Origin of the sequence: Paenibacillus bouchesdurhonensis (assembly GCF_900155685.1) — a bacterium.
GTDB classification, from domain to species: domain Bacteria; phylum Bacillota; class Bacilli; order Paenibacillales; family Paenibacillaceae; genus Fontibacillus; species Fontibacillus bouchesdurhonensis.
In genome coordinates this window covers 1346612-1371013 of record NZ_LT732548.1, presented here as the reverse complement: position 1 = coordinate 1371013, position 24402 = coordinate 1346612, and the positions used below count along the sequence as shown (strand labels likewise).

The following is a 24402-nucleotide window of genomic DNA, read 5'->3' as shown; positions in this document are numbered from 1 at the left end:
AAAAACCGCCCCCATAGGGACGGATCTATTCTTAAAGCAGGTGATATCATGTCCAAGAAACGAGTGCTGATTTTATCGGAGGGGTTCGGCCGCGGTCATACCCAAGCCGGTCATGCCCTGGCTGCAGGTATTAAGAAATTATGCCCCGAGACGAAGACGAAAGTAATGGAACTCGGCTCATTCCTTAATCCGATTGTCGCCCCGTGGATTTTGTCTGCTTACCGGGTTACCGTAAATACGAGTCCAGCCCTAGTGGGAATGCTCTATCGCAAAAAATACGAAAAGCCGGTCGGTCGACTAACCCGATTGGCCCTTCATAAAATGTTCTATCATCATGCTTCACAAGTGATCAGGCAGCTGCAGCCGGATGTCATTATCTGCACGCATCCAATTCCGAATGCCGTAGTCGCCAGGCTTCGCGCCTCAGGACTTCGCGTCCCTCTTTATACGCTGATCACTGATTACGATGCCCATGGCGCCTGGATTAGTCCCGAAGTAGATCAATATCTCGTCTCCACGCCAGAGGTCAAGCAGTTGCTCTTGCAGCGTGGAGTCAGTCCCGAGGCCGTCCAGGTAACCGGAATACCGGTTCACCCTAATTTCTGGAGCATCCAGGATAAAGCCTCGGCAAGAAGAGAGCTCGGCATTAGGCAAATGCCGACCGTACTCGTTATGGGAGGCGGTTGGGGGCTGCTGCTGAAGGATGAATTGATCGACAAGCTCTTGGCTTGGCGCAGCAAGGTACAGATCATTTGCTGTACCGGAAGCAATGAGAAGCTGGCTGAGAAGCTGCGTGCTTGTCCAGCATTGCAGCATGAGAACATTACCATCATTGGCCATACCCATGAGGTCAGCAAATGGATGGACGCCTCGGATATTTTGATAACGAAGCCCGGCGGCATGACATGCACTGAGGGACTGGCCAAGGACATACCGATGCTGTTCTTTGAATCGATTCCCGGACAGGAAGAGAAAAACCGCGAATATTTCGTCAGTCATGGATTCGGCATGGAGCTGTCCTCTCCCGAGATCATTGATCAATGGTTCATGTCGATTACCGAGCCGTCGCAGATGAGCCAGATGTCCGATAAGGTAAGTCCGCTGCGCCGCCCGGTGTATAAGCCGGATCGCTGCGCCAAAGACGTGATCAGCTTGCTTCAAAAGCCTTCCACTCAGGCAAAGCTAGATTATGTTTATTTATAGAAGGTATGGTTCCCAATCTCCTTTGATTTACTCTTCGTGCGCGCAACCGTTAAATCCGTAGCTAAAGACAGCGACAGGAAATAATAAGTGTCATCGGACACTTCCTTGCGGCCATGCAAAGCTTCCGTTACAGCACGAATAGAATCCTCGTTAGGAGTAACCCGATCCATCCTTCCGTTCTGTACAGGACTAAATTGAGATTTCTGGTAGATAACTTCCTTAATCGTGTCGGGGTAATTGGCGGACCGTAGCCGGTTTAAGACAACGTTGGCGACTGCCACTTTGCCTTCGTACGGTTCACCCTCTGCTTCTGCCATCACTATTTTGTGAAGGAGATGCAGTTCTTCATCCTTCAGAACGTAGTTCCAGGTCGCCTGATCCTTGTCTGCCTGGCTAAGTAGTTCTGTACGGGTGAAGTATATTTGGTTGGGGGGATGAGACATATCTACTGTTTCTAATGCTTCTACTGCTTGTGCAGCCGCCTCAGCCTCTACCGCATTCCCTTGCATCAGAGCATGCTCTGATGCTATCAGGTTGCGCGTGAACAAAAGCTGATAACTTTGGCTTGTCTCGGATTCGCCTTGTTTCTTCATCGGCAGTCTAGAAATCAATGGTGCGATGGGTCGATAAATACGCCTCTCCTGATTCAGAGATGCGTTCATATTCACGGCAGTATTACGTTCCTGCTGCTTTACGAAAACGGACATACTATTTGATGAAAGCTCGATTGGACGAACACGATTTTGATTATGATCCATGCGACCCCATAATAATGAAATCGACCCTGAACATACTAGAAGAGCACTAATTAAAAGCGTGACATAACGATTCTGTTTGAAAATATACATATGGCCTCCCACAATTACAGTATCTCTGAAATGATTCTTTCAACTATGTAACCGAAAAAAGAGGTTTTGAATACTTTCTCTCTAAAAATTTCCACATAAAGAGCCTTCCGAAAAGGAAGGCTCTCCTTATAACGACTCTGCAATCAGCAACTAACGGAGAAACAGGGGATTCATTTCTTTAAAGATACGATCCCTACTACCTCATACATCGGACTTACGGTTACCCTAGTACGATACACCAAAATGGTGTCATTTGTCCAATCCCCAAAGGATAATCCTTTATTTAACAATGGCTCCTGCAGCTTGGCGTCCTCTGAAAATTTGCGTGCCAACGTGATATGCGGGGCATAGGGCCGCTCCTCGGGTACGTAACCCAGCTTAATATTTCCCGCAGTTACCCGGCTATGAAGACGGTGCAGGGAAATTAAGTCCCCTTGCAGGCCGCTCCACAATACGCGGGGCCGGGTTGGCGGGCCGAATACTCCGACGCCGGCTGCCTCCAGTCGAAAGGGCTCCACCTCGGATGCTGCCTCCCGAAGGGCTCCGAGCATAGGAGCTATCCGCCCTGCCGGAGTATCTCCAAGGAACTGAACGGTAATATGATAATCCGCAGGATGCACCCACTTGCGAAACTTCAAGTCATTTTGCTGCTTCAGGCACCAGTCATGAAGTCGCTCCTTGACGGGATTTGGCAGTGGGATAGCAACAAAGAGACGCCATTTCTCCCCTTCTGGTGACATAGATCACCCCTCCTTGTGAATTTATTCTCAATAGTTGTTTTTTTGACACATTTAGATACTTGTCGTTATTATTCAGCAAACATTTCAGATTTATAATAAATGTATATACATCAAAATTATAATTTTTAGGATAGGAGAACTGCAACAGCATGGGATTAGCGCGAAAAATTACTTTAGCCATCATCAGTCTGCTCCTTGTAATCGGGGCTTTAATCGGGGTATTCAGCTATCAGACCGCCTACCGCCAAATTCAAAAATCGGTCGGCATCGAGGTGCTGGGCTGCGCCAATATTACTACGGGGCTAGTGGATCCCCGAATGATCGAACAATTGCTTCAAGGCGACAGATCCGTCCTTCCCCTCGTAGAGGAACAGCTAAATTGGACAGTTGACCATAAATCCTTATTTAAAGAAAGCTTTATTCTGTCCCTGGACGGCAAAATTTTGGCGGCCGACAAATACTTGCAGGAGCGCGGTTACTCGGCTGGCGATTCCTTTTACTTAGCAAAGATGGATCAGGATATGATCAGGGATATGAAGCACTCCGTCTACAGCGACGTCTATACATACGATGGCGTAGAGCTATTGTCAGGCTATGCGCCGATCTACCTGAATCACGATCCAGCGAGCCCGATTGTCGGATTAATGACCATCAATTTTGACGCTTCCATCATTCACGAGCGTACCTGGGAAATCATAACTCTGCCTTTCGCGATCGGTGCTGCGGTGTTTCTGGCCGGAGCTGTCTGCGTCTACTTCTTCATCCACCGGATGATTCGGCCGATCGAGCAGCTTTCGCTGCAAGTGAACAAAGTAGCGGCCGGAGATTTGAGCGTGCAGCCTCTCGCCATCCGAAGCCGGGATGAGGTAGGACGGCTCGCCTGCGATTTCGGGAATATGACCGCAAGTCTAAGGCAGCTTATTACAGAGGTCAATGAGACGTCCATGCAGGTGGCTGCCTCATCCGAGCAGCTATCAGCCAGCGCCGACCAGACAGGCAGAGCGAGTGAGCAAGCTGCTGACATGACAGAGAAGCTGACGGAAGGCACCGAATCGCAGCTGCGAAGCTTGGCGGACAGCTCCTCCGTAATCAAGAGCATGGCAGCGGCAATCGATGAGATTAGCCGCCAAGCCGAAGCTGTCGCGCTATCGGCTCAGCAGTCCTCCGAGGCCTCCAAGCAAGGGCGCGAGTCGGTTCACCTTAGCATCGGACAGATGGAAGTAATGGAGCGCAAAATACAACAGCTGTCCTCCATTGTCCAGGAGCTCGGCAGCCATTCCAAAGAAATTCAAAGCATTCTCGATATAATGACGGAAATTTCCACGGAGACCAATCTGCTTGCCTTGAATGCCGCAATAGAAGCAGCCCGGGCTGGGGAACAAGGACGGGGCTTCGCCGTTGTCGCCACATCGGTTCGTAAATTAGCCGAACGATCTGTGGAATCGGCTGAACAAATTTCTAGCCTCATCGCCTATATTGTCCAGCAAATGGAGCTAAGCAGCAAAACGATGGACGAGGCCTTGGATGAAACGCTTCATAGCACCGAGCTTGTGCGCAATGCGGGCCAATCCTTCTCTGCCATTGAATCCTCTGCCGCATACACTGCGAAATCAATCGAGGGAGTCGCGTCGAACGTCAAGGAGCTTTCCGACCGTTCCGTCCATTTAGTAGGATCTATAGAGGATATTGTTGCGGTCGCCAATCATAATGTGGAACGGGCTCAGACCATGTCCGCGGCTTCCCAAGAACAGCTCGCAGCCATGGAGGAGGTCGGAGCGTCCGCCAGCTTCCTGTCCGGCCTATCGGAGAAGCTGCATACGATGATTGAACGTTTCCGAACATAACCCCCCACAGCAACAAGGTGACCTCTGATTGAATCAGAGGTCACCTTGTTTGGCCTTAGGCCGCCTGTTTCCATATATTAATTTCTCCGCTGGCGAGCACGGGCTTCGCCGCCTTTACGCCCCGCTTCCTCGCGGCTCATCTTTCCGTCATCATTGTCTGAGTCCCTGCGCGCTTCGCCGCCTTTTTGTCCGATCTCCTGATAGAACTCTTTATCATGATTGCGAGCTGTAGCCTCGCCGCCTTTACGGCCAATCTCCTGGTAGAAGTCCTTGTCATGGTTCCGGGCAGTAGCTTCGCCGCCCTTCTGGCCGATCTCCTGATAGAATTCTTTGTCATGATTTCTGGCTGTTGCCTCGCCGCCCTTGCGTCCTGCTTCCTCCAGGCTCATCTTACCGTCACGATTGTTGTTAGCCATGTTGGTTCACTCCTTATCGTATTTGTAAGGTACCGCATCGGGTACGGTATTGTATTACCCGCTCTAAGGAAATCAAAACATCAGCGGCGGATGATATACGATTTGCGTTAGACGGTACAAATTAACCCGCCGGGAGAACATCGAAACAGCAAGCATGCTTAGAGCACAACTATAGCGAGCAGCAAAAATTGGACGGAACCGATAATTTCTATGATGCCCACTTTCATAGGACGTAATGTTTTTCCCGCAAAGACAAAGGTACGGATCAAAGGAAACAAATAGGCAATCATCAGCCATGGCAAGCCGAATAACCAGGGAATGATCAGCAAGATGACATGATAGACTTTTGCGCAAGCGATCAAGCGCCCATTCGTCCGCTCACGAAATACAGATTTCACAAAGAACACACTGCCCATGAAAAAAAGCACGTTGAACACAACGACCAGCAGCATGGAGCGATCCCATCCGCCCCCGCCAAGCCAATAGGCGGCAGCCCCGCCGATCGAGAAAATTAGAACAGCGCACAGATCATTCAGCACCGCTCTTTCTGATTTTTGCTTCACATGCCATAGATTCACCATCAGCAGGACAAGTAAAATCGGCCCGAAATAGAATAGCTCCGGGAAGCTGATCAGAACCGGTATCAGACATACCAGCGCAATGGCGCCATAAATCAAGCCCCAAATGATCAAACGCCTGCGCTCTTTTTTTCGCTTGACCGATTGCAGAAACGGATACGACGATAAGTATAGAAAGAGCCATGCCAGAAATAATGGCAGATGCATCCACTGCGGCCTTCCGGCCATCATTCCAATCACGAATGGAACGCTGACCATGGCCCAGCCCCCATGCTCATGGGGGATTACGAACCCCTGCTTCTTCACACGCCCAAACCTCTTCTCCTCATTTACATTTTGTTCTAGCCGCCAATATAGGACATATTGATCTTCTTGCGCTGGAAGGCCCGCTGCTCCGTTCGTTCATCCGAGTAACGATCAGTCCGCTGCTCCCAGACGCTCCGAATAGCTGCAAGCAGCTCGTCCTTGGACGCGCCTCCGCGTAATAGCCCACGCAAGTCAAATCCCTGTGAGGCGAACAGACAAGTATAGAACTTCCCTTCCGATGACAGCCTTGCACGCGTACAAGTCGAACAGAACGACTCCGATACCGAGGTAATAAAGCCAATCTCGGCTTCACCATCCTTATACCGGTATCTCTGCGCTACTTCACCGAAATAATGCGGCTCCAAAGCCTCTAGCTCGTACACCCCAGACAGTTTATCATAGATGTCCCTTTTGGTGACAACGCGCTCCGGACTCCAGGCGTTATCGTTGCCCACGTCCATAAATTCGATGAAGCACAGCGTGATTCCCTTCTCTTTGAAGTAGGCGGCCATAGGCAGAATCTCCTGATCATTTACGCCCTTTTGCACCACCATATTCACCTTAATTTGAAAGCCTATCTGTCTAGCATACTCGATATTGTCAAGAATAGCGGCCGGTTTAATTCCACGTCCATTCATATATGCAAACAGATCCGGATTCAGTGCATCCAGACTTATGTTGACCCTTCGGAGACCCTGTTCATATAACGCTTGGCCATACTGGTTCAGGAGCAGGCCGTTCGTAGTTAGACCGATATCCTCGATCCCGTCAATGTTCGCCAGCCTGCCGACGAGTTCCGGTAAATTTCTGCGCAACAAGGGCTCCCCGCCCGTTAATCGAATCTTCTTCACACCAAGGGAAGCAAACAGCTGCGCTGCAGCGCAGATTTCTTCCAGCGTCAGCAGCTCGCTTTTAGGCAAAAATTTAAAATCATCACCGAAAATTTCCTTGGGCATACAGTAGGTGCAGCGAAAATTGCAGCGATCCGTTACTGAAATACGCAAATCGCGGATAGGCCGATTCAGTTGGTCGCGGATCGGTTCAGTAGTCATTTCCCATTTGCCCCTCTCTATTCTCCCGCAAGTTCTATATTGCCGCAGCGATCAACCACCGCTCACCGGAGGTATTATAGCAATTGTGTCCCCGGCCCGAATGACATCCTCTTGACGGGCATATTCTTCATTGACGGCAACAAATACGGTTTTATGATTAAATTCCGGGTAGGCTGCTTTGACCCAGTCTGTAAGCTCGCGAACCGTCCACTCCGGACGATCAATGAGCTCCTCTGACTTGCCCGTCAAATCGCGCAGACCTGCAAAATAAAGCACGCGTATCATTCTATACTCCTCCTATGTTCAGGCTTCTTCCTCTGCTCGCCAATCCATTCCTCGCCATCTTCCCATATTTCCTTTTTCCAAATGGGCACCATTTCCTTGATGCGTTCAATCGCATATTCATTGGCCTCGTAAGCGGCTTTACGATGCGGTGACGATACCGCAATGACGACGGCAATATCGGAAATATGCAGTTCACCGATGCGATGGGCTATCGCCACACGCGTGCCCGGCCATTTCTCTTCAATTTCAGAACCGATTTGCGCCAGCTTCTTCTCCGCCATCGGGAGATAAGCCTCATAAGCCAAGTATAGCGTTCTGACGCCGTGTGTCCATTCCCTTACATGCCCCGTAAACGTCGTCACGGCACCTGCGCCCGGATGTAATACCATATCTATAGCATTCTGAATATTTATAGGCCTATCGACAATCTCATACCGTTTCATTATACAGCCACCTTATACGCCAAAATAGGGAAGGGCAACCGGCCGAATGACCAGTCCCCCTTTTTTTCACGGTGCACTAATATCGCTGAACAAACCTACGTAGTGAACGACTTCTCCTGAATCATCTATAACTGCATTGATGGTCAGAAACTCCAGGTATTCTTCTCCGTTCTTCCGGCGGTTCCAAATCTCTCCTTGCCATTGGCCCGTTGCTCTAATTGTATTCCACATTTCCTCGTAAAATGGTTTGGATTGCCTTCCTGATTTTAAAATACTTGGTTTATGGCCGACGACCTCAGCCTCGGCATACCCCGTCAGCTTGGTAAAGGCAGGATTAACACTGCTAATCCTTCCCTTGGAATCAGTAACTAGAATGCCTTGCCCCGTATAGCGGAATACTTTACTGGACATGACGAGCCGATCCTGATAATACATCCATATGACAAGAATCAAGCTTGCCAAAGCGACTTGAGACAAAGCCATAAACCCAATGGAATACTGCCCGGTCATGGAATAAATCATGGAGAGCATGAGCGGCGGGAAGAAGCCCCCCAGTCCCCCCATCATCGATACGATGCCATTTACGGTTCCCGCCTGTTTGTTGAAGTATTGCGGGACAAGCTTAAATATAACGCCATTCCCCAGCCCAGCACAAACCGCTATAGTTAAACTGCCTACGGTATACAGTCCGATTGAAGGCGAGAAGGCAAGCAATATTCCGGAAAGCGTCAGCCCCAGAAAAATACCCATTAATAAAATTAACGGTTTGAACTTGTCGCCAAGCCATCCTCCGGCCGGACGCATAAACGTTGCCAGAGCGATGAATCCGGCTGTACGCATCCCTGCATCCACTTTCTCCAGTGCAAAGTGAGAGACCAGGAAATTAGGCAAGTATACGGTAAAAGCGACAAAAGAACCGAAGGTAAGGAAATAAAAGAGCGAGAACATCCAAAGCTTATCACTTTTATAGACAGCCCTGATTTCATCCATAATCGGGGTCTTCACTTTGACTTCCTTTCGGTCTCCAAACAGTATATTTAATGCGATAAAAATGATTAACAGAACCAAATAGAGCTTTACCGTCAATGACCAGCCTACTTGCGTCGCAATCACTGGCGCAGCGAACGTAGTAATCGCCGTACCCAAATTGCCAATCCCGTACACGCCGTTGACCAGACCGTGCCGTTCCTTCGGATAGTACTTCGGCAAAGATGTTACGCCCACCGAGAATACAGCGCCGCCAATCCCCAAAAATATACCACCGATGACCAAATCGGTAAACGAAGAAGCTGCACTGATATAGAATACCGGAAACAGCAGCAGAACGAAGCTGACCGAGAAGACGATGCGCGCTCCGAACACATTGGCGTAGTACCCGAATGGGATTCTTAGAACCGACCCTAGTACAACAGGGATCGCCGTGAGAATCGCCAGCTTTTCCGCTGGAATTTGAATATCCTCTTTAATAAATGGAATGAGTGCCGAAATGATCACCCACACCATAAAGCCAAGCACTAAATTCATCGTTTGCAAAGGCAGCTGCATTTTTCTAATCATCAGATCACCTAATTCCTGCATACTGAATTATTGATTCCCATGTCTTATTGTAAATGCAGCACGCAGAGAAAAATAATAGGGAAATCCCCTGATCCTTCGGAGGAATTCCCTAAATATTGTGCGGTTATAGTATTAAAAGTCGAGCAGCTTCTTCTTGAGGGCATATTCCACCAATTCCGGGCGGCTCTTTAAGCCCAGCTTCTCCATGATTTTCGCCTTGTGCACTTCTACCGTCTTGACAGAAATGAACAATTTCTCGGCAATTTCTTTGTTCCCATAGCCCTTGGCGACCAGCGGCAGCACTTCAATTTCCCGCTTGGTTAAAAGGTTAAAAGGGTCGGAATCGCTGGACTCCAGATCCTTCTTAATGAATTCTCTTACAAGGGATGTCGCCATCTTGGAGTGAATATACGTCCCCCCCTGATGAACGGTACGAATCGCTGTCAGCAGTTCCTCATCCGGCGCATTTTTTAACACATAGCCTGCGGCCCCGTTCTTGAGCACATGGAACAAATACTCCTCATCGTCGTACATGGTGAGAATCAATATTTTGGTGCCCGGATAATCGCTGCTGATCTTGCCTGTCGCTATCAATCCACTTTCTCCCGGCGGCATGCTCAAATCCATCAATAAGACGTCAGGGTTATGCTTGGCAACCATTTGATACGCCTCGATTCCATCCGCAGCCGTAGCCACGACCTCCATGTCGGGCTGATAATTCAGGATCATGGAGAAGCCGCTGCGAACGACGGCGTGATCATCGGCGATGACAATTTTCATTCCTTATCCCCTCCTTGGTTAGGCGACAACGGAATTCGCAGATGGATCGTCGTTCCTACACCTACCTCCGATAAAATGATCAATTGGCCATGCACAAGCTCGGCGCGCTCCCGCATGCCGAACAAGCCGAGTCCTGTTCCTCTTGGATCCCTTGTGTTCAACTGAAAGCCTGAGCCTTCATCCTGTACAATGAGCTGCAGCTCTCCGTCCTCCTCAAACAGCCTGACCTGGATTTCATCTGTATTCGCGTACTTCAGCGCATTCAGCACCGCTTCCTGGCAAATCCGATAGACGACAGTCTCCAGCTCATTGCTGTACCTTGCAGCGGATAGCTCGGCCTTAAAATCCAGGAGCAGCCCATAGTTTTTTTCCAGCCACTTAAAATGGGAGCGAAAAGCCGCCTCCAACCCGAAATCATCCAAAGCTGCCGGACGCAGTTCCACGGCCAGCCGCCGGATATCATCGAGCAGCCGGGTTAACGAGGCTTCCGTCTGCTGCAGCTTGTTCAGGACGACTTCATCGGCATTCATATATTTGAGAACGCGCAAATCGACGAGGGAGCTTAACAGCTCCTGAGCAACACTATCATGCAGCTCGCGCGAAATCCGCTTTCTCTCATCCTCCTGCGCTTTGATCACATATTTGGTCATATTGGTCTGGTGCAGCATTTCCTGAGTCCGGTATTGCTTCGTTAAGTTAAGCAGCATGAAGGCGCGGATGCCTTCCGCCTCATCGATCACATGAAAACTTGCTGCATAAGGAACGAGCCCTTTTCCCCGTGTATTCAAATAAACTTGAAAGGAAGAGAAGTCTTCCTTCGAATTCCTCAAGAAACAATTCATGCAAGATATTACCGATTCTTCATTCGTATAGCCAGCGCAGGAGTTGCAAATCGAGATCGCTTCTCCTTTATGCATCTGTTCGATCACATCCAGATCCAGAATATTCTCCGCAGCCGGGTTCATATGCAGGATTTCTCCCTCTGAATTGACGAAGAATATGGCCTCGATGCTGTTCTTATACATGCTTCTTAGCAAATCGGACATTGGAATATCGAGCAAAGGGCTCACTCCTCTACCAGCTCTCTGGTGAAATAGGGGCCGAATGACGGGTCTAAATATTGCCTAAATTCATCGAGCAAGGCGGAGGTTAATCGGTTTCCTTGGCGAAAGCCTACTAATAATACGCCATCCACGCGGCTTTCCTTCCATAGAGGGACGGCGCATACGGTTTGAAGCTGCTCCGCGACAATAATCGGGTAATTGAACAAATCGTTAGGATCAAGTTCATCGGCTATATTTTGAATGATCATCGGCTTACCCGTCTTGAACACCATACCGGCGATCCCTTTACCCGAATGCAGTACAATCCGCTTATAGCGTTCGTTCAAATTGCCTGATGCGTACTGCCAGGTCAGTACAAATTGATCGGCTGCAGATTGAACAAGCGCGATCGAGACAAAATCAAAGGCGAATCGTTCCCGAAGGGAATCAATCGCTTGCTGAAAATCAAAATTCGGTTCATCCTTCATCCTATTTCCACCCCTGCTTATTGAAAAGAAAGAAGGCATTCAAGCCTTCTCTCTACAATCCTTGTTTACGGTTCTTTCTGTATAGGATATAACTTCTGCCCACATAATTCAATGGAACGCTCCAGACGTGAACCAGCCTTGTAAAGGGCCACATCGCAAAGATGAAGAAGGCGGCCAAAATGTGAATTTTAAACGAGATCGGCACATCCGCCATGAAGCTCGCCTCAGGTCGAAGGATGAACAAATTGCGGAACCATACGGAAATTGTCGAGCGGTAATCGAAATCAGGCTGGACGGCATTGGTCATGATTGTACTGTACATGCCCATGAAGACAATAAATAACAATACCAGGTTTACGAGAATGTCCGAGGCAGAGCTTAATCTCCTCACATTTTTGATCGTCAGCCGCCGGGCAGTCAGCAGCAGCATTCCTCCCAGTGTGATGAATCCGAACAACCCTCCCACATACGTTGCGCCAAGATGATACAAATGATCACTAATCCCGAGTGCCTGTGTCCATTCCTTGGGAATTCCCAGTCCCGCGATATGTCCGAAGGCCACGGGAATGATGCCCAGGTGGAACATCAAGCTGCCGAGCTTCAGATGCTTCTTCTCGATAAATTCGCTGGACTTGGCTGTCCAGTGGAATTGATCATGGCGGTAACGGTATATATGACCCACAACAAATAGTACGAGGCAAAGGTAAGGGAAAATCACCCACAGAAATTGGTCCAATAGGCTCATCGCTCGTTTGGCACCTCCTGTCTAATGCATGCTTTAAGTGTTTCCCGCAAGCCCTTGATCAGGTGATAGTAGGGATTTTTGTTTTTTTCCAGCGATTTCAGCAAATGATAGGTGCCATCCTCAATGACGCCTGCCAGCACGCTAAAATCCTTCTCTGCCTGTGCATTTCCCTGCCAGTTTGCAGCGTAGATAAACTCGCACATCAGCGGCAAATAGTCAGAGAGCTCATGATCCGGCATTTCCAGCCCGAACATTTGATAGAGAATTTTCAGTTTGGCCAGCATCTGACCGCGTTCCTTTGTATCTTCAAATTTAAAATAAGTCATATATAAGGTCGAATCCTTCTGAAAATCAAAGGTCTGTACATACAGCTCTTCCATTTGCTCCATGCTGCAGCCCTGGATCAAATCCCAGAATCGCTCAACATGCTCATAAGCCGGGTTATCAGAGGTAAGCAGTTCTTCCATGACAGACGGATGGTAATGAAGCTTCTCCGGGTACGTTAACTGCTGGGCGAAAAAACCGAATATATGCTTATATTCATACAGCTTCTCGAGATTAATCACGCCATATTCCCCCATAGAAGTGATCTTCTTCTTTCGCATTGTTCGTTCCAGGTGATCCGCTAACTCCACAGCCTCCGCAATCCATTCCAAAGCCCGCCGAGCCCTGGGCGTGATAGGTGTCCAAATACGTTTCTTTATTGGATGTCGGGATTACGAATCGATCCTCATATTTGGCAATAGCCAGCAGGCGATAGATTTGCTCGGTCTGGTGCGCGGTTAATCCCAGGCGATTCAGCCGCTCCTCGTCGAAGGCTTTGCCCGTCTGTGTGGATCTCATATACGAACGCATCATCGCCAGACGCTGCAGCGATTCTTTTACAGGCTCGGGATCGCCGGCGGTTAACATATTGGCTAAATATTGAATTGGGGTTCTCATTTCTTCAATCGCCGGGAAGATCATATCCGGGTTCTGAATCGAATCCTTGCCTTCGAAGTAATTCATGATCGGGCTCAGCGGCGGTACGTACCATACCATCGGCAGTGTCCGGTATTCCGGATGCAGCGGGAAAGCCAGCTTGTACTCAATGGCCAGCTTGTAAACCGGCGAATTCTGGGCCGCCTCGATCCACTCCTCCGTTATGCCGTCTACACGGGCCTGCGCGATGACTGCGGGATCATTCGGGTCTAGGAATAAATCGCATTGAGCCTGATACAGATCCCTTTCATCCGGCATGGAAGCCGCCTCCTGCACCCGGTCAGCATCATACAGCAATACGCCAAGGTAGCGGATACGTCCCGTGCATGTCTCGGAGCATACCGTCGGAAGCCCGGCTTCGATCCGCGGGAAGCAGAAGGTGCACTTCTCCGCCTTATTCGTCTGCCAGTTGAAGTATACTTTCTTGTACGGGCAGCCTGTCATACAATAACGCCAGCCTCGGCAAGCCTCCTGATCGACAAGTACGATGCCATCCTCGTCGCGCTTGTACATCGCTCCCGACGGACAGGACGCCACGCAGCTCGGGTTCAGGCAATGCTCGCAAAGACGCGGCAAATACATCATAAAGGCCTGCTCGAAATTGAATTTAATCTCTTCTTCGATCTTCTCGATGTTTGGATCCCTCGGCCCCGTCACATGGGCACCCGCCAGATCGTCCTCCCAGTTCGGCCCCCACTCTAGATCCATATTGTCGCCCGTAATTACCGACTTCGGACGGGCTACCGGCTGGTGCTTCTTCTCGCCTGCGTTGGTAAGGTGCTCATAGTTGTAGTTCCACGGCTCGTAGTAGTCCTTCATCTCAGGCATATCCGGATTGTGGAAGATCTTGCCGAGGGCAATCTTGGACAGCTTGTTCCCGGATTTCAATTCAAGCTTCCCGTTCTTCAGCGTCCAGCCCCCTTTATATTGCTCCTGATCCTCCCAGCGCTTTGGATAACCGATCCCTGGCTTAGTCTCGACGTTGTTGAACCACATATATTCTGCGCCCGGCCGATTTGTCCAAGTGCTCTTGCAGGTCACGCTGCAGGTATGGCACCCTATGCATTTATCCAGATTCATGACCATGGCGATTTGTGCTTTAATCTTCAAGCCAGTCAACCTCCTTCATCTTACGAACCGCAACATAGACATCCCGCTGATTCCCAATCGGTCCGTAATAGTTGAAGCCGTAGCTGAGTTGAGCATATCCGCCTACCATTTGCGTCGGCTTAACGTGAATTCTCGTCGGCGCATTGTGGCTTCCGCCGCGTTCCTTCGTAATCTCGGAGCCCGGCACGTTAATATGCTTATCTTGTGCGTGATACATGAACATCGTGCCTCTTGGCATCCGATGGCTAACGACGGCCCGCGCTGTAACGACGCCGTTGCGGTTGTACACTTCCAGCCAATCATTATCTTGAATCTGGTGGTCAGCCGCATCCTCATCGTTGATCCAGACCGTCGGACCGCCGCGGAACAAGGTCAGCATATGGAGATTATCCTGATACATGCTGTGAATATTCCATTTGCCATGCGGCGTTAAATAACGAAGTACAAGCGCATCCGTACCACCGACAATTTGCTTGTCCCGAGGGCCGAACACCATGGGCGGCAGAGTCGGCTTATAGACCGGCAATGCTTCGCCAAATTGCAGGAACAACTCATGATCGATATAGAAGTGCTGTCTGCCTGTAAGCGTACGGAATGGCACAAGGCGCTCGATATTTGTAGTGAATGGGGAATATCGCCGTCCCATTTTATTCGATCCGCTGAACACCGGGGTTGGAATGACTTCGCGCGGCTGTACCGTAATGCTCTGGAACGTAATTCGCTCAGCAGCCCGATCTGCGGAAATATCTTTGAGCGCAACGCCCGTATCCTGTTCCGCCGATTCCCATGCGCGCTGGGATACCCTGCCATTCGTCGCGGACGATAGATTCAGGATGGCGTCTGCGGCGTGGCGAGCGGTATGGAGCTTCGGCAGCCCATTTTTGATCGAATCGTCATGATAAGTTCCGTTGATGCGCTTCAATTCCTCATATTCCTCGGCCACAGAGAAGCTGACACCGTGGGCTCCTACCTTGCCCGTGCTCAAATTCGGCCCAAGGGTAATATACTTGTCATAAATCTTCGTGTAGTCGCGTTCGACAATAGTCAGATTCGGCATAGTCTTGCCAGGAATCGGCTCAGCTTCACCCTTATGCCAATCCTTGATAACTCCGTAAGGCTGGGCGATTTCATTCACGGAATCATGGGCAAGCGGTGTAGTCACGACATCCTTATATACGCCGGGGAGATGCTTCTTCGCCATGTCCGAGAAATCTTTCGCAATCGTCCGGTAAATATCCCAGTCCGAACGGGATTCCCACAAAGGATCGACCGCCGGGTTGAACGGATGCACGAACGGATGCATATCCGTAGAAGACAAGTCTGTCTTCTCATACCAGGTCGCGGCAGGCAATACGATATCGGCATACATTGGCGTCGATGTCATCCGGAAGTCCAACGCAACTAGAAGATCAAGCTTTCCTTCGACATCTTCGCGCCACGTAATTTCCTCAGGCTTCTCCTCCTCATTCGGCGTAGACAACAGCCCATCCGCAGCACCGAGCAAGTGCTTCATGAAATACTCCTGCCCCTTGGCGGAGCTCGATATCAGATTCGAGCGCCACACAAATAAGGTGCGCGGGAAATTCTCCGGTGCATCCGGATCTTCAACAGCAAACTTGGTTTCTCCGGATACGACCTGCTCCAATGCCTGCTTAATAATGCTGTCGTTATCTGTTTTTCCTTGCCGGGCGGATTCTTCAGCAAAGGCGAGGCTGCTCTTGTTAAACTGCGGATAGGACGGCAGCCAGCCCAAGCGAGCAGCAAGCACGTTGTAGTCCGCGGGATGTTCGTACCGAACCTCTCCCCCGGTGGGCGATTTCAGCGAATTCGTACCCGTCTCCTCGTATTTCCATTGATCTGTTGCAAAATAGAAGAACGACGTGGCATTCTGCTGACGCGAGGCGCCCTGCCAGTCCCTGGCAAAGGAAATCGCGGACCAGCCTTCGATCGGACGGCATTTCTCCTGTCCTACATAATGCGCCCAGCCGCCGCCGTTCACACCCTGCGATGCCGTCAAGATGACTAGGTTCAGAATGGAACGATAAATCGTATCACTGTTAAACCAATGATTAATCCCGGCCCCCATAATAATCATGGAGCGTCCCCCGGTATCCAATGAATTCTGGGCAAATTCACGAGCAATTTGAATGACGATGGAAGGCTTGACGCCCGTAATAGCTTCCTGCCATGCGGGGGTATAATGCGTTGATGCGTCATCATATCCAGCCGCTTCATGCTTGCTTCCACTGCGTCGTACGCCATATTGGCTCAGCATTAAGTCATATACAGTAACAGCTAGACGTTCTGTGCCATCAGCCAGTTGGATTTTTTGGGCTGGAATCAGACGCTTGAAGGTTCCGTTTCCGGTATGATCAAAGAACGGGAACACCATTTCTTCCCACTGTGCGCTGTGGGCTTCCACGGACAGCGCCGGCATGATCTTCGTACCGTCTTCGCGCTCCAGGATCAGATTCCACTTCTTGTCCTTTTCCCACCGCTGCCCCATTGTTCCATTGGGAACCGTAATCTCATTTGTGGCTTCGTCGAGTATAACCGGCTTCCACTCCGCATGCTCTGATGCGTCCCCTAAATCACTGGCCCGCAAGAAGCGCCCTGCTTTGTAGCTGCCTTCATGCGGATCCAGAAGAATAAGGAACGGCATGTCTGTATATTGCTTGGCATAGTTAAGGAACATCGGCTCCTGACGCTCATGATAGAACTCACTCAAAATAACATGGGTCATCGCTTGGGCAATCGCCGCATCCGTCCCCGGATTCGGCGCCAGCCAGTTGTCTGCGAACTTGACGTTTTCGGCATAGTCCGGCGCAACCGACACCACTTTCGTGCCTTTATATCGAACCTCGGTCATAAAATGGGCATCGGGTGTACGCGTAAGCGGTACGTTAGAGCCCCACATAATCAGGTAGCCTGAGTTGTACCAATCGCTGGATTCCGGTACATCTGTCTGCTCGCCCCATATTTGCGGCGAGGCGGGCGGAAGATCGGCATACCAATCATAGAAGCTAAGCATTTCGCCGCCCAATAGAGAGATGAACCGGGCGCCCGATGCGTAGCTGATCATCGACATCGCCGGAATCGGCGTGAAGCCGGCAATCCGATCCGGGCCGTACTTGCGGATCGTATAAATGAGCTGTGCCGCAATCAACTGCGTTGCAACCTCCCAGGATACGCGGACATGCCCCCCTTTTCCTCTGGCCTGCTTGTAGGATCTCGCCTTTTCCGGATTTTCCACAATGCTTGCCCAAGCCGCTATTGGATCGGTCGTGTCCTCTAGGGCTTGCTTCCACATTCTCAACAGACGGCCCCGCATATATGGATACTTCACCCGCAGCGGACTGTATTCATACCACGAAAATGAAGCGCCGCGCGGGCAGCCGCGCGGTTCAAACTCTGGCATATCCGGGCCGCATGACGGATAGTCGATCTGCTGGTTTTCCCAGGTAATGATTCCATTCTTCACGAATACCTTCCAGCTGCAAGAGCCGGTGCAATTGACACCATGCGTCGTGCGAACAACCTTGTCATGCGCCCAACGCCCGCGGTACATATTCTCCCAAGTACGATCCTTCTCTTCAAGAATCGACCAATTATCAGAGTAGCTTTCTGTCGGCTTAAAAAATCTGAGCCCGAATTTCCGTTTCACTGGACGAATCACTCCTTCTGCCGAATGACAAAGATATGACGGGAATCAATAATTTGTCTATTCTTATATGTTAATTATGAGAGGGAGCTCTTCTCATTCCTATAAGGGGAAGTCCTAATATCGTTTCGGGGAAATCCCTCTTTCTTTCAGGAATCGCCTTCTCGGAGGCAAACAGGGTTTACTTCCCGGTCGGCATCCACTTATAATGAAACGCGAAACGTCCAACGAAACTGAATCTTATCTTGAAAGGAAGTCCGTATGTATGAAAAACCTGCGTACCTTTCCCGCCCTATTCCTATTCATGTCCCTTATATTTACCGGCTGCAATGCTGTCCCCAAAGAACAGGTGGAGCTAACCATTTCAGCGGCAGCAAGCCTTACCGACGCTATGAAAGATATCCAAGCCTCCTATGAAGCACAGCATCCTGCCGTTAAGCTCTCATTTAATTTTGGAGGCTCCGGCGCCTTGCAGACACAAATCGAGCAAGGAGCGCCTGTTGATTTATTTCTCTCGGCAGCAGCTAAAAATATGGATCTCCTTCTAGATCAAGACATCATCGATGCTGAGCAGCACATAAGTCTGCTGACGAATAAACTTGTCGTTATCATACCTGATGACCAATCAGAAGAGATTCAGCGGCTGGAAGATTTGAACGACACTCAGATTAAAATGATCGCAGTAGGAATTCCAGAAAGCGTTCCAGCCGGGAGCTATGCCAAAGAAGCTTTGACGTTCGCCGGGCTATGGGACATCCTCCAGCCTAAGGTCGTTCAAGCCAAGGATGTTCGGCAGGTTCTGCAATATGTAGAGACCGGCAATGCGGATGCAGGTTTTGTCTACCAGTCTGACGCGCTGACCTCTACAAAGGTAAAGATCGCCTTTCCCGTTGATCCCGCGACCTATACTCCTGTCGAGTATCCAATCGGCGTCATTAAGTCTACGAAGCATAACAAGGAAGCGGCGGAGCTGTATAACTATCTTCAATCCAAAGACGCACTGGATGTTTTTGTTAAATACGGCTTCACTCCCGCTCAGAACTTATGAGCATGCAACTGCCTTGGCATGAATTTTGGCAGCCTATCCGCCTATCCCTGCAAGTCGCCCTACTGTCCAGTGTGCTAGCCACGATTCTCGGCACAGTCATAGCCCGCTGGATGGCCAGTCGGCCATGGAAGGGAAAAATTTTACTTGAGACTGTACTTATGCTGCCACTTGTTCTGCCTCCTACGGTTATAGGCTTTTTGCTGCTTGTCCTTCTGGGCAGAAGGAGCGGGGTCGGCCGTTTTGTCGAATGGCTCTTCTCCTCACCGCTCGTATTTTCTTGGTGGGCGGCGGTCATCGCCTCCGTTGTCGTCTCATTTCCGCTTGTCTACCAGACGATGAAATCTGCGTTCGCCTCGATAGAGCAAGAACTAGAGGATGCGGGGCGATCGAGCGGGGCCAATGAATGGCAAGTATTCCGCTATATCACTCTGCCGCTTAGCAGTCCATCCCTGATTACGGCCTATATCCTTGGATTTGCCCGGGGACTGGGGGAATTTGGAGCTACCGTCATGTTCGCTGGCAATATTCCAGGCAAAACCCAGACGCTTCCCACCGCAATCTACGTCGCGGTAGATTCTGGGAATACCAATTTAGCCTGGGCCTGGACCATTACGATCATTTTCATTTCCTTCCTGATGCTGCTGTTTACTAGGCAAAAAAATAAAAAATGGTGAACAAAGGAAGAATCCTTGTTCACCATTTTTTTTGAAATCAGCTCTATCAACATAAGTTCAAGTCGTTCGGCTCGGCACTGGCCTTAAACGTTCTTGGCGTAGTTTTCGTTGGGAGTCTTCGTCAATACAACGTACAGGCTGGAATTTGACTCCCCGCCGCGATAAGAGAAATCCTCGTCCCCGGTAATATGAAGAACGTCCCCTTTGGCAACAGCCGATGGCTGTCCGTTAGACGTTACTTCACCAGCGCCTTCAAGAACCAATATATATACATTTGCACCAGGATGCTTATGTGTCGGCAGCTCCGCCCCTGGAGCAAAGTTCAATACGAAAATAACATTTTCCTCTTCCTTAAAGACAATGCGCTTTGTAAATTTGTTGTCCACATATTCTTGATACTGAGCAAGATTTTTCTTCTCCATCCTGATCATCCTCCTTATAATAATGAAGCTGTATTAAGCGCTGCTTGTACCATCTCTAGAGTCTAGAGTCGCACCTCATACTCGCAGCAATCATCGCCATTGACATTGCACTTGATTTCCCTGACAGACACTCTTTTGTCCATCATTTTGCTAAGCGCTCCCTCCATAATGGCACCTTCCAAGTCGCAAACCAGATTCCCTTCGATCTCAGGCAGTCCTACGCAAAAGCAATCATTCACCGCAATATGAAGCTTATTATTTTCTTCCAGGACGATCTGAGGATCTCCCACCTTCAGCTCGCGGAATAAATCAAGCAGTTCTTGCACGGACTGCACGGGCAGGCTTTCGCCAATTTTCCGCCCAACCGTCAATGTTGTTCCCCTCCCTTTCATCGGAAGGCCTTGGTACATGCCGATGAGTCGAATAGCTCGATAAAGCTCGATCGGCACCGTGTTTCCCAATGCTGTCCTTGAAATTTTCTTCATATCGTCAAAAGAGAATTCCTGCAAAGTATTCACGCCCCCCATACAAGCACCTCGTTTCTTCATTTGCAATAACTCTTACCCTTATTGTAGGGCATTCATTTTTCTCCCTTGTGATTTTAGTCACAAATCAAAAAAGATTAAATAGCGCTGCGCTGCAGCATGCCCCCATCGGCACCATGCGCACAGGGAGCAGTACGCACGCCGATAATAACGCGGTGATTGACGACTATTTCACTGCTTATCGCAAATACCAGTTAGCCAATTTCTATTAACCGATGAGAGAGAGGTGAGAGTCAATATTTGATAACTATAGGTGGTAGGTGATGATCGATAGATGATAGATGATAGATGATAAACAATGAATGATGCCCCGTAGGCGAAGCCCTGTATCCTTATTCGGTTTTACTGGATTCTCTGTACTTAGTTTTAGGGTAATAGAGCAATCTGAAGAGTTAGTTGGATTCCATGTATTTAAATCATTTCAATAACATTGTCCAGCTTAAAACCCTTGAATTAATGACACAAAATCCAGTTAATCATACACCTTGCACTAGATTGCATATTTTTAATACCAAAATTCCATCTAATCTTGTGAGGGAGGTTGGCAGTTAATCTTGTCGGGTCGGATGGCAATCTGAAATCTACAAAAGAACGCAAGCTTCCCATGCATCACTCTCCATGGAAAGCCTACTTGTTAACGTGATCGACCGACCGCCATCATACAGCGAATCGCCACACGCTACGAGCTGTGCGCCTGCGTTCATCGTGCGCTATAGCCATTCAAATGAAACACCACGTCCTCAGCGTACATTTTCTTCGGAGGCGGGTCATTGGCCGGATAGCCCATTCCCAGAATCGCCACTACACGATACTTCTTCGGAATATCCAGCAAATCCTGTACATAGCTTTCCCGTTGAGCAGATTCTTGCTGATCTTCTGCATGATAGACTGCTCCCCAGGCTGCCCCGAGTCCAAGGGATGTCGCCGCCAGCCACAAGTATCCTCCAGCAATCGAAGCATCCTGCAGCCAATACTTGCTCAGTTCCTCGTGGCCTATAATAACTACTCCAGCCGCAGCCTGCTCCAGCCACCGCATATAAGGCGTCGTCTTGCTCAGTTGCGCCAGAAGCGGCTTGTTCGTAATCAGGATGAATTCCCTTGAGGGCAAATTATTTCCGGTAGGAGCTTGATACAAGACCGTCTTGAGCTTGCTTAAGTCCTCCTCTGAAATAGACATCTCTTTGTAAGCCGTGATCTCTCTCCGTTTCTGAATTGCCGACAATACGTCCATTTGAATCACCATCCATTCCAAAGATTCGCCACCATAGACGATAAATCCAATCTGCTTACTATTATAATTCAAAATTTAATCAATGGAAATTTGATTGAATAAAAAATAATATCTATAATCAAAACAAGTAGTGGATTATATAAGTCAAACCGTTGAAAGGGATGTAGGCAAATACGCAAGTACGTAAAATGTTTCTACGATCGCTGTTGTCCCCAGATTTTTTTGGAGATATGGACTCATAAGGGCTAGAAATCCGGGAACAAAGGCGACCGCAAAGGCGACCACAAGCTTATGCTTTCGAAGCAGCTTTCTTTCAGAAAGCTTTCGGTTTCTTCAGAATCATTTTTCTCCCTTGCTTATATCCCTTTTTTAAAGTTCATCTTGTATAAAAAGAAAGGAGCAATAACAATGATAAAATTAGAAATAACGCCGTTAGCCGTGCGCAGACTTCAGGAGAAATTAGGGGAACAGCCCGGTGTGATCAAGCTGTATTACGACACGGAAGGCTGCGGCTGTGACGGCGTGAATACACTGCTGATTCAAAACGAGAAAGGTCAATTTGACCTTCCGATTGATGCCGGTGACTTGTCCTTTGTCATCGATCAGCAGCATCAAATCTTCTATGAGGATACACTGTGGCTTGATGCGGAGGAGAACTACCCTGCCTTCAAATTAAGCAGTAAAGCGGCAACTTACAGCTCTAATGTCCAGCTTCGGGACATGCGTCATGCAACCGCGAAATAGCGTGTGGATCATGCTTTAGAATGCCAGGGGCTGTATGATCACTGCACATCATTCACGTTCCAGTACTTCCTGCAGCACAAGTGCATGGTTATGCTTCTGATCCTTAGCTGCGTACAGTAAAGTGACCGTTTCTATCTCTATCCAGGAACGTAATTGTTCAATATACGCTTTTGCTTCTTGCGCAGCCAGCTCCTGCTCATAAAGCTTGGAAAATTCGGCGAAACGTTCAGGCTTGTGGGCAAACCATTTTCGCAGCTCGGTGCTTGGGGCGACTTCCTTTAACCATAAGAAGAGCTGAGCTTCGGCTTTGCTGATGCCGCGAGGCCATATCCTGTCCACAAGGATGCGCTTGCCATCCTCCACGGCGGGACTCTCATAAATTCTTTTTAATTTCAGCACGGTATTATTTCCCCTTTACTGGCTTATTGCATAGACATCCATAATACTAAAGCACCTACCTTGCATAAGACTCGGTGTCGCAATTGCAGGCTAAGAAACCTGTCCGCAGGGTATCATCCCAATCGAACAGGTTCCATAGACATACCTATGAAATTATTTGCCCAAATAAGCGTTCAGCATCCATCTGTGCTTGTCTAATGCCGACAGCATGCCAAGCAGCAAATCCCCGGTTGCTTCATCCTCGGCCTGCTCTGCCGCTTCCATTCCGCTCTTCAGCTCTTGACTGATCGATTCGAAGTCGGCTACTACAGCTGCGACCATCTCTTCTGCAGATTGATTGCCTGCCGCTTCGGAGATCGTCGTCTGAGCCAAGGCATCCTTGAGGGTGCTAATAGGCTTGCCGCCAATGGCCAACAGCCGCTCAGCAATTTCATCCACGTATCCAGCCGCTTCATCATATAGCTCCTCGAATTTCTCATGCAGCGTAAAAAATTGAGGCCCTTTCACATACCAGTGGAAATGATGCAGCTTTGTATACAGCACCGTCCAGTTGGCGATTTGCAGGTTCAATTGTTGATGCAGAGTTTGATTGGTTTCAGTTAGTACTTGGTTCGACATTAATGGTTCCTCCATTCAAAATTAAAATATGATACTCATCAGCCTAGCCATAAGAGTCTCATTTCTTTAGATTCTTTTAAATTTAGACTAGATCTAAATCCTAAATATATAATACCATGTCCCTCCACTTTATGCAATGAATAAAGCATGAACATCCTATGAAAGGAACAACGCTTTAGTGAAATTTTGCGCAATACGGACTCTTTTTATACAAAAAAAAAGAACCGGCGCTCCAAGCACCAGTCCTACTTATACATCAAATTCCTTGCGAATATGCAGTTTGAATTGCTCCAGGCTGCGCTCCATTTGCCGGATGCCGTCCTCTACGAGCCGGCGCTCGATAACGTTGCTGGAATCGGTAGTTACCTTGCGGATCGACAGTGCCTTCTTCTCTTCTTCAAGATAAGCCTGACGGCGCTGAATCTCCTTATATTTATCCAACAGATCCGTGATGATATCGTAAAATCTTTCATAGTCCACGATGATGTCATCCAGGAAACGGTCTACTTCCTCTTTCTCATATCCGCGCATCTTCACATCAAAATCTTTCTCATGAATAGTCAATGCATCCATCTTAATGCCAAGCTGCTTGAATAAGCCTTTCTGATCCTCCAGCTTGCGCGTATATTCTTCTTGCATAA

Annotated in this window: 26 protein-coding genes; 5 read left to right on the top strand and 21 right to left on the bottom strand. The window is 49.0% G+C overall.

Features of this window, described 5'->3' with window-relative positions:
- The first annotated feature begins 48 nt into the window (after positions 1-48).
- Positions 49-1203, top strand: coding sequence for an MGDG synthase family glycosyltransferase (locus tag CZ379_RS10730; protein WP_110931619.1), 1155 nt, complete (start codon positions 49-51; stop codon positions 1201-1203).
- Here the strand turns inward: CZ379_RS10730 and CZ379_RS10725 are convergent.
- Entirely contained in the window at positions 1194-1961 is a 768-nt protein-coding gene (locus tag CZ379_RS10725) for a cell wall hydrolase (protein ID WP_234404883.1), read from the bottom strand. The genes CZ379_RS10730 and CZ379_RS10725 overlap by 10 nt on opposite strands.
- Positions 1962-2221: 260 nt before the next feature.
- Positions 2222-2791, bottom strand: a complete 570-nt coding sequence (gene thpR / locus CZ379_RS10720) for an RNA 2',3'-cyclic phosphodiesterase (RefSeq protein ID WP_110931618.1) — start codon at positions 2789-2791, stop codon at positions 2222-2224.
- Positions 2792-2940: 149 nt separating this feature from the next.
- On the opposite strand from thpR, the gene CZ379_RS10715 reads away from it, so the two are divergent.
- Entirely contained in the window at positions 2941-4635 is a 1695-nt protein-coding gene (locus CZ379_RS10715; RefSeq protein ID WP_110931617.1) for a methyl-accepting chemotaxis protein, read from the top strand.
- Positions 4636-4712: 77 nt separating this feature from the next.
- Here CZ379_RS10715 and CZ379_RS10710 read toward each other — a convergent pair whose 3' ends face one another.
- The 13 genes from CZ379_RS10710 to CZ379_RS10650 form a co-directional block, all read right to left on the bottom strand.
- Positions 4713-5051, bottom strand: coding sequence for a KGG domain-containing protein (locus CZ379_RS10710; protein WP_110931616.1), 339 nt, complete (start codon positions 5049-5051; stop codon positions 4713-4715).
- Positions 5052-5209: 158 nt separating this feature from the next.
- Positions 5210-5935, bottom strand: coding sequence for a YwiC-like family protein (locus CZ379_RS10705; protein WP_110931615.1), 726 nt, complete (start codon positions 5933-5935; stop codon positions 5210-5212).
- A 35-nt stretch (positions 5936-5970) separates the two neighbouring features.
- The gene (gene moaA / locus CZ379_RS10700) at positions 5971-6987 is read right to left on the bottom strand and encodes a GTP 3',8-cyclase MoaA (RefSeq protein ID WP_110931614.1); all 1017 of its coding nucleotides are present in this window, start codon (positions 6985-6987) and stop codon (positions 5971-5973) included.
- 51 nt (positions 6988-7038) lie between these two features.
- Entirely contained in the window at positions 7039-7272 is a 234-nt protein-coding gene (moaD, locus tag CZ379_RS10695; RefSeq protein WP_110931613.1) for a molybdopterin converting factor subunit 1, read from the bottom strand.
- Entirely contained in the window at positions 7269-7715 is a 447-nt protein-coding gene (locus CZ379_RS10690) for a molybdenum cofactor biosynthesis protein MoaE (RefSeq protein ID WP_110931612.1), read from the bottom strand. Before CZ379_RS10690 ends, moaD begins: the two co-directional genes overlap by 4 nt.
- Positions 7716-7781: 66 nt before the next feature.
- A complete protein-coding gene (locus tag CZ379_RS10685; RefSeq protein ID WP_110934323.1) occupies positions 7782-9272 on the bottom strand; it encodes a nitrate/nitrite transporter in 1491 nt (496 codons plus the stop codon).
- A 132-nt stretch (positions 9273-9404) separates the two neighbouring features.
- Complete coding sequence (locus CZ379_RS10680; RefSeq protein WP_110931611.1) at positions 9405-10052, bottom strand: response regulator transcription factor; 648 nt, start codon at positions 10050-10052, stop codon at positions 9405-9407.
- Positions 10049-11122, bottom strand: coding sequence for a sensor histidine kinase (locus CZ379_RS10675; RefSeq protein WP_407668661.1), 1074 nt, complete (start codon positions 11120-11122; stop codon positions 10049-10051). The genes CZ379_RS10680 and CZ379_RS10675 overlap by 4 nt, the downstream gene beginning before the upstream one ends.
- A complete protein-coding gene (locus CZ379_RS10670) occupies positions 11119-11583 on the bottom strand; it encodes a GAF domain-containing protein (RefSeq protein WP_110931610.1) in 465 nt (154 codons plus the stop codon). The genes CZ379_RS10675 and CZ379_RS10670 overlap by 4 nt, the downstream gene beginning before the upstream one ends.
- Positions 11584-11635: 52 nt before the next feature.
- The gene (narI, locus tag CZ379_RS10665) at positions 11636-12328 is read right to left on the bottom strand and encodes a respiratory nitrate reductase subunit gamma (protein WP_110931609.1); all 693 of its coding nucleotides are present in this window, start codon (positions 12326-12328) and stop codon (positions 11636-11638) included.
- On the bottom strand, positions 12325-12894 hold the full coding sequence (narJ, locus tag CZ379_RS10660; RefSeq protein ID WP_110934321.1) for a nitrate reductase molybdenum cofactor assembly chaperone: 570 nt from the start codon (positions 12892-12894) through the stop codon (positions 12325-12327). The genes narI and narJ overlap by 4 nt, the downstream gene beginning before the upstream one ends.
- Positions 12887-14419 (bottom strand): nitrate reductase subunit beta, encoded by a 1533-nt coding sequence (narH, locus tag CZ379_RS10655; protein ID WP_110931608.1) that lies wholly within the window; start codon positions 14417-14419, stop codon positions 12887-12889. The genes narJ and narH overlap by 8 nt, the downstream gene beginning before the upstream one ends.
- Complete coding sequence (locus CZ379_RS10650) at positions 14409-18083, bottom strand: nitrate reductase subunit alpha (protein ID WP_110931607.1); 3675 nt, start codon at positions 18081-18083, stop codon at positions 14409-14411. Before CZ379_RS10650 ends, narH begins: the two co-directional genes overlap by 11 nt.
- 262 nt (positions 18084-18345) lie before the next feature.
- On the opposite strand from CZ379_RS10650, the gene modA reads away from it, so the two are divergent.
- A complete protein-coding gene (gene modA, locus CZ379_RS10645) occupies positions 18346-19128 on the top strand; it encodes a molybdate ABC transporter substrate-binding protein (RefSeq protein WP_110931606.1) in 783 nt (260 codons plus the stop codon).
- Positions 19125-19802 carry a molybdate ABC transporter permease subunit gene (gene modB / locus CZ379_RS10640; protein WP_110931605.1) on the top strand — a complete coding sequence of 226 codons (678 nt, stop codon included), beginning with the start codon at positions 19125-19127 and terminating at the stop codon, positions 19800-19802. The genes modA and modB overlap by 4 nt, the downstream gene beginning before the upstream one ends.
- Before the next feature lie 83 nt (positions 19803-19885).
- Here modB and CZ379_RS10635 read toward each other — a convergent pair whose 3' ends face one another.
- The 3 genes from CZ379_RS10635 to CZ379_RS10625 form a co-directional block, all read right to left on the bottom strand.
- Entirely contained in the window at positions 19886-20224 is a 339-nt protein-coding gene (locus CZ379_RS10635; protein ID WP_110931604.1) for a cupin domain-containing protein, read from the bottom strand.
- Between the two features lie 62 nt (positions 20225-20286).
- Positions 20287-20772: a V4R domain-containing protein gene (locus CZ379_RS10630; protein WP_407668660.1), complete on the bottom strand. Its 486-nt coding sequence runs from the start codon at positions 20770-20772 to the stop codon at positions 20287-20289.
- Positions 20773-21469: 697 nt separating this feature from the next.
- Complete coding sequence (locus tag CZ379_RS10625; RefSeq protein ID WP_234405034.1) at positions 21470-22012, bottom strand: nitroreductase family protein; 543 nt, start codon at positions 22010-22012, stop codon at positions 21470-21472.
- Between the two features lie 396 nt (positions 22013-22408).
- On the opposite strand from CZ379_RS10625, the gene CZ379_RS10620 reads away from it, so the two are divergent.
- Positions 22409-22744, top strand: coding sequence for an iron-sulfur cluster biosynthesis family protein (locus CZ379_RS10620; protein ID WP_234404882.1), 336 nt, complete (start codon positions 22409-22411; stop codon positions 22742-22744).
- A gap of 48 nt (positions 22745-22792) precedes the next feature.
- Here the strand turns inward: CZ379_RS10620 and CZ379_RS10615 are convergent, their stop codons facing one another.
- The 3 genes from CZ379_RS10615 to CZ379_RS10605 all read right to left on the bottom strand — a co-directional run bounded on the left by CZ379_RS10615 (position 22793) and on the right by CZ379_RS10605 (position 24400).
- Positions 22793-23143 (bottom strand): DUF488 domain-containing protein, encoded by a 351-nt coding sequence (locus CZ379_RS10615; RefSeq protein WP_110931602.1) that lies wholly within the window; start codon positions 23141-23143, stop codon positions 22793-22795.
- 153 nt (positions 23144-23296) lie between these two features.
- Positions 23297-23761, bottom strand: coding sequence for a Dps family protein (locus CZ379_RS10610; RefSeq protein WP_110931601.1), 465 nt, complete (start codon positions 23759-23761; stop codon positions 23297-23299).
- 249 nt (positions 23762-24010) lie between these two features.
- Positions 24011-24400 carry a DivIVA domain-containing protein gene (locus tag CZ379_RS10605; protein WP_110931600.1) on the bottom strand — a complete coding sequence of 130 codons (390 nt, stop codon included), beginning with the start codon at positions 24398-24400 and terminating at the stop codon, positions 24011-24013.
- Positions 24401-24402 lie beyond the last annotated feature (2 nt).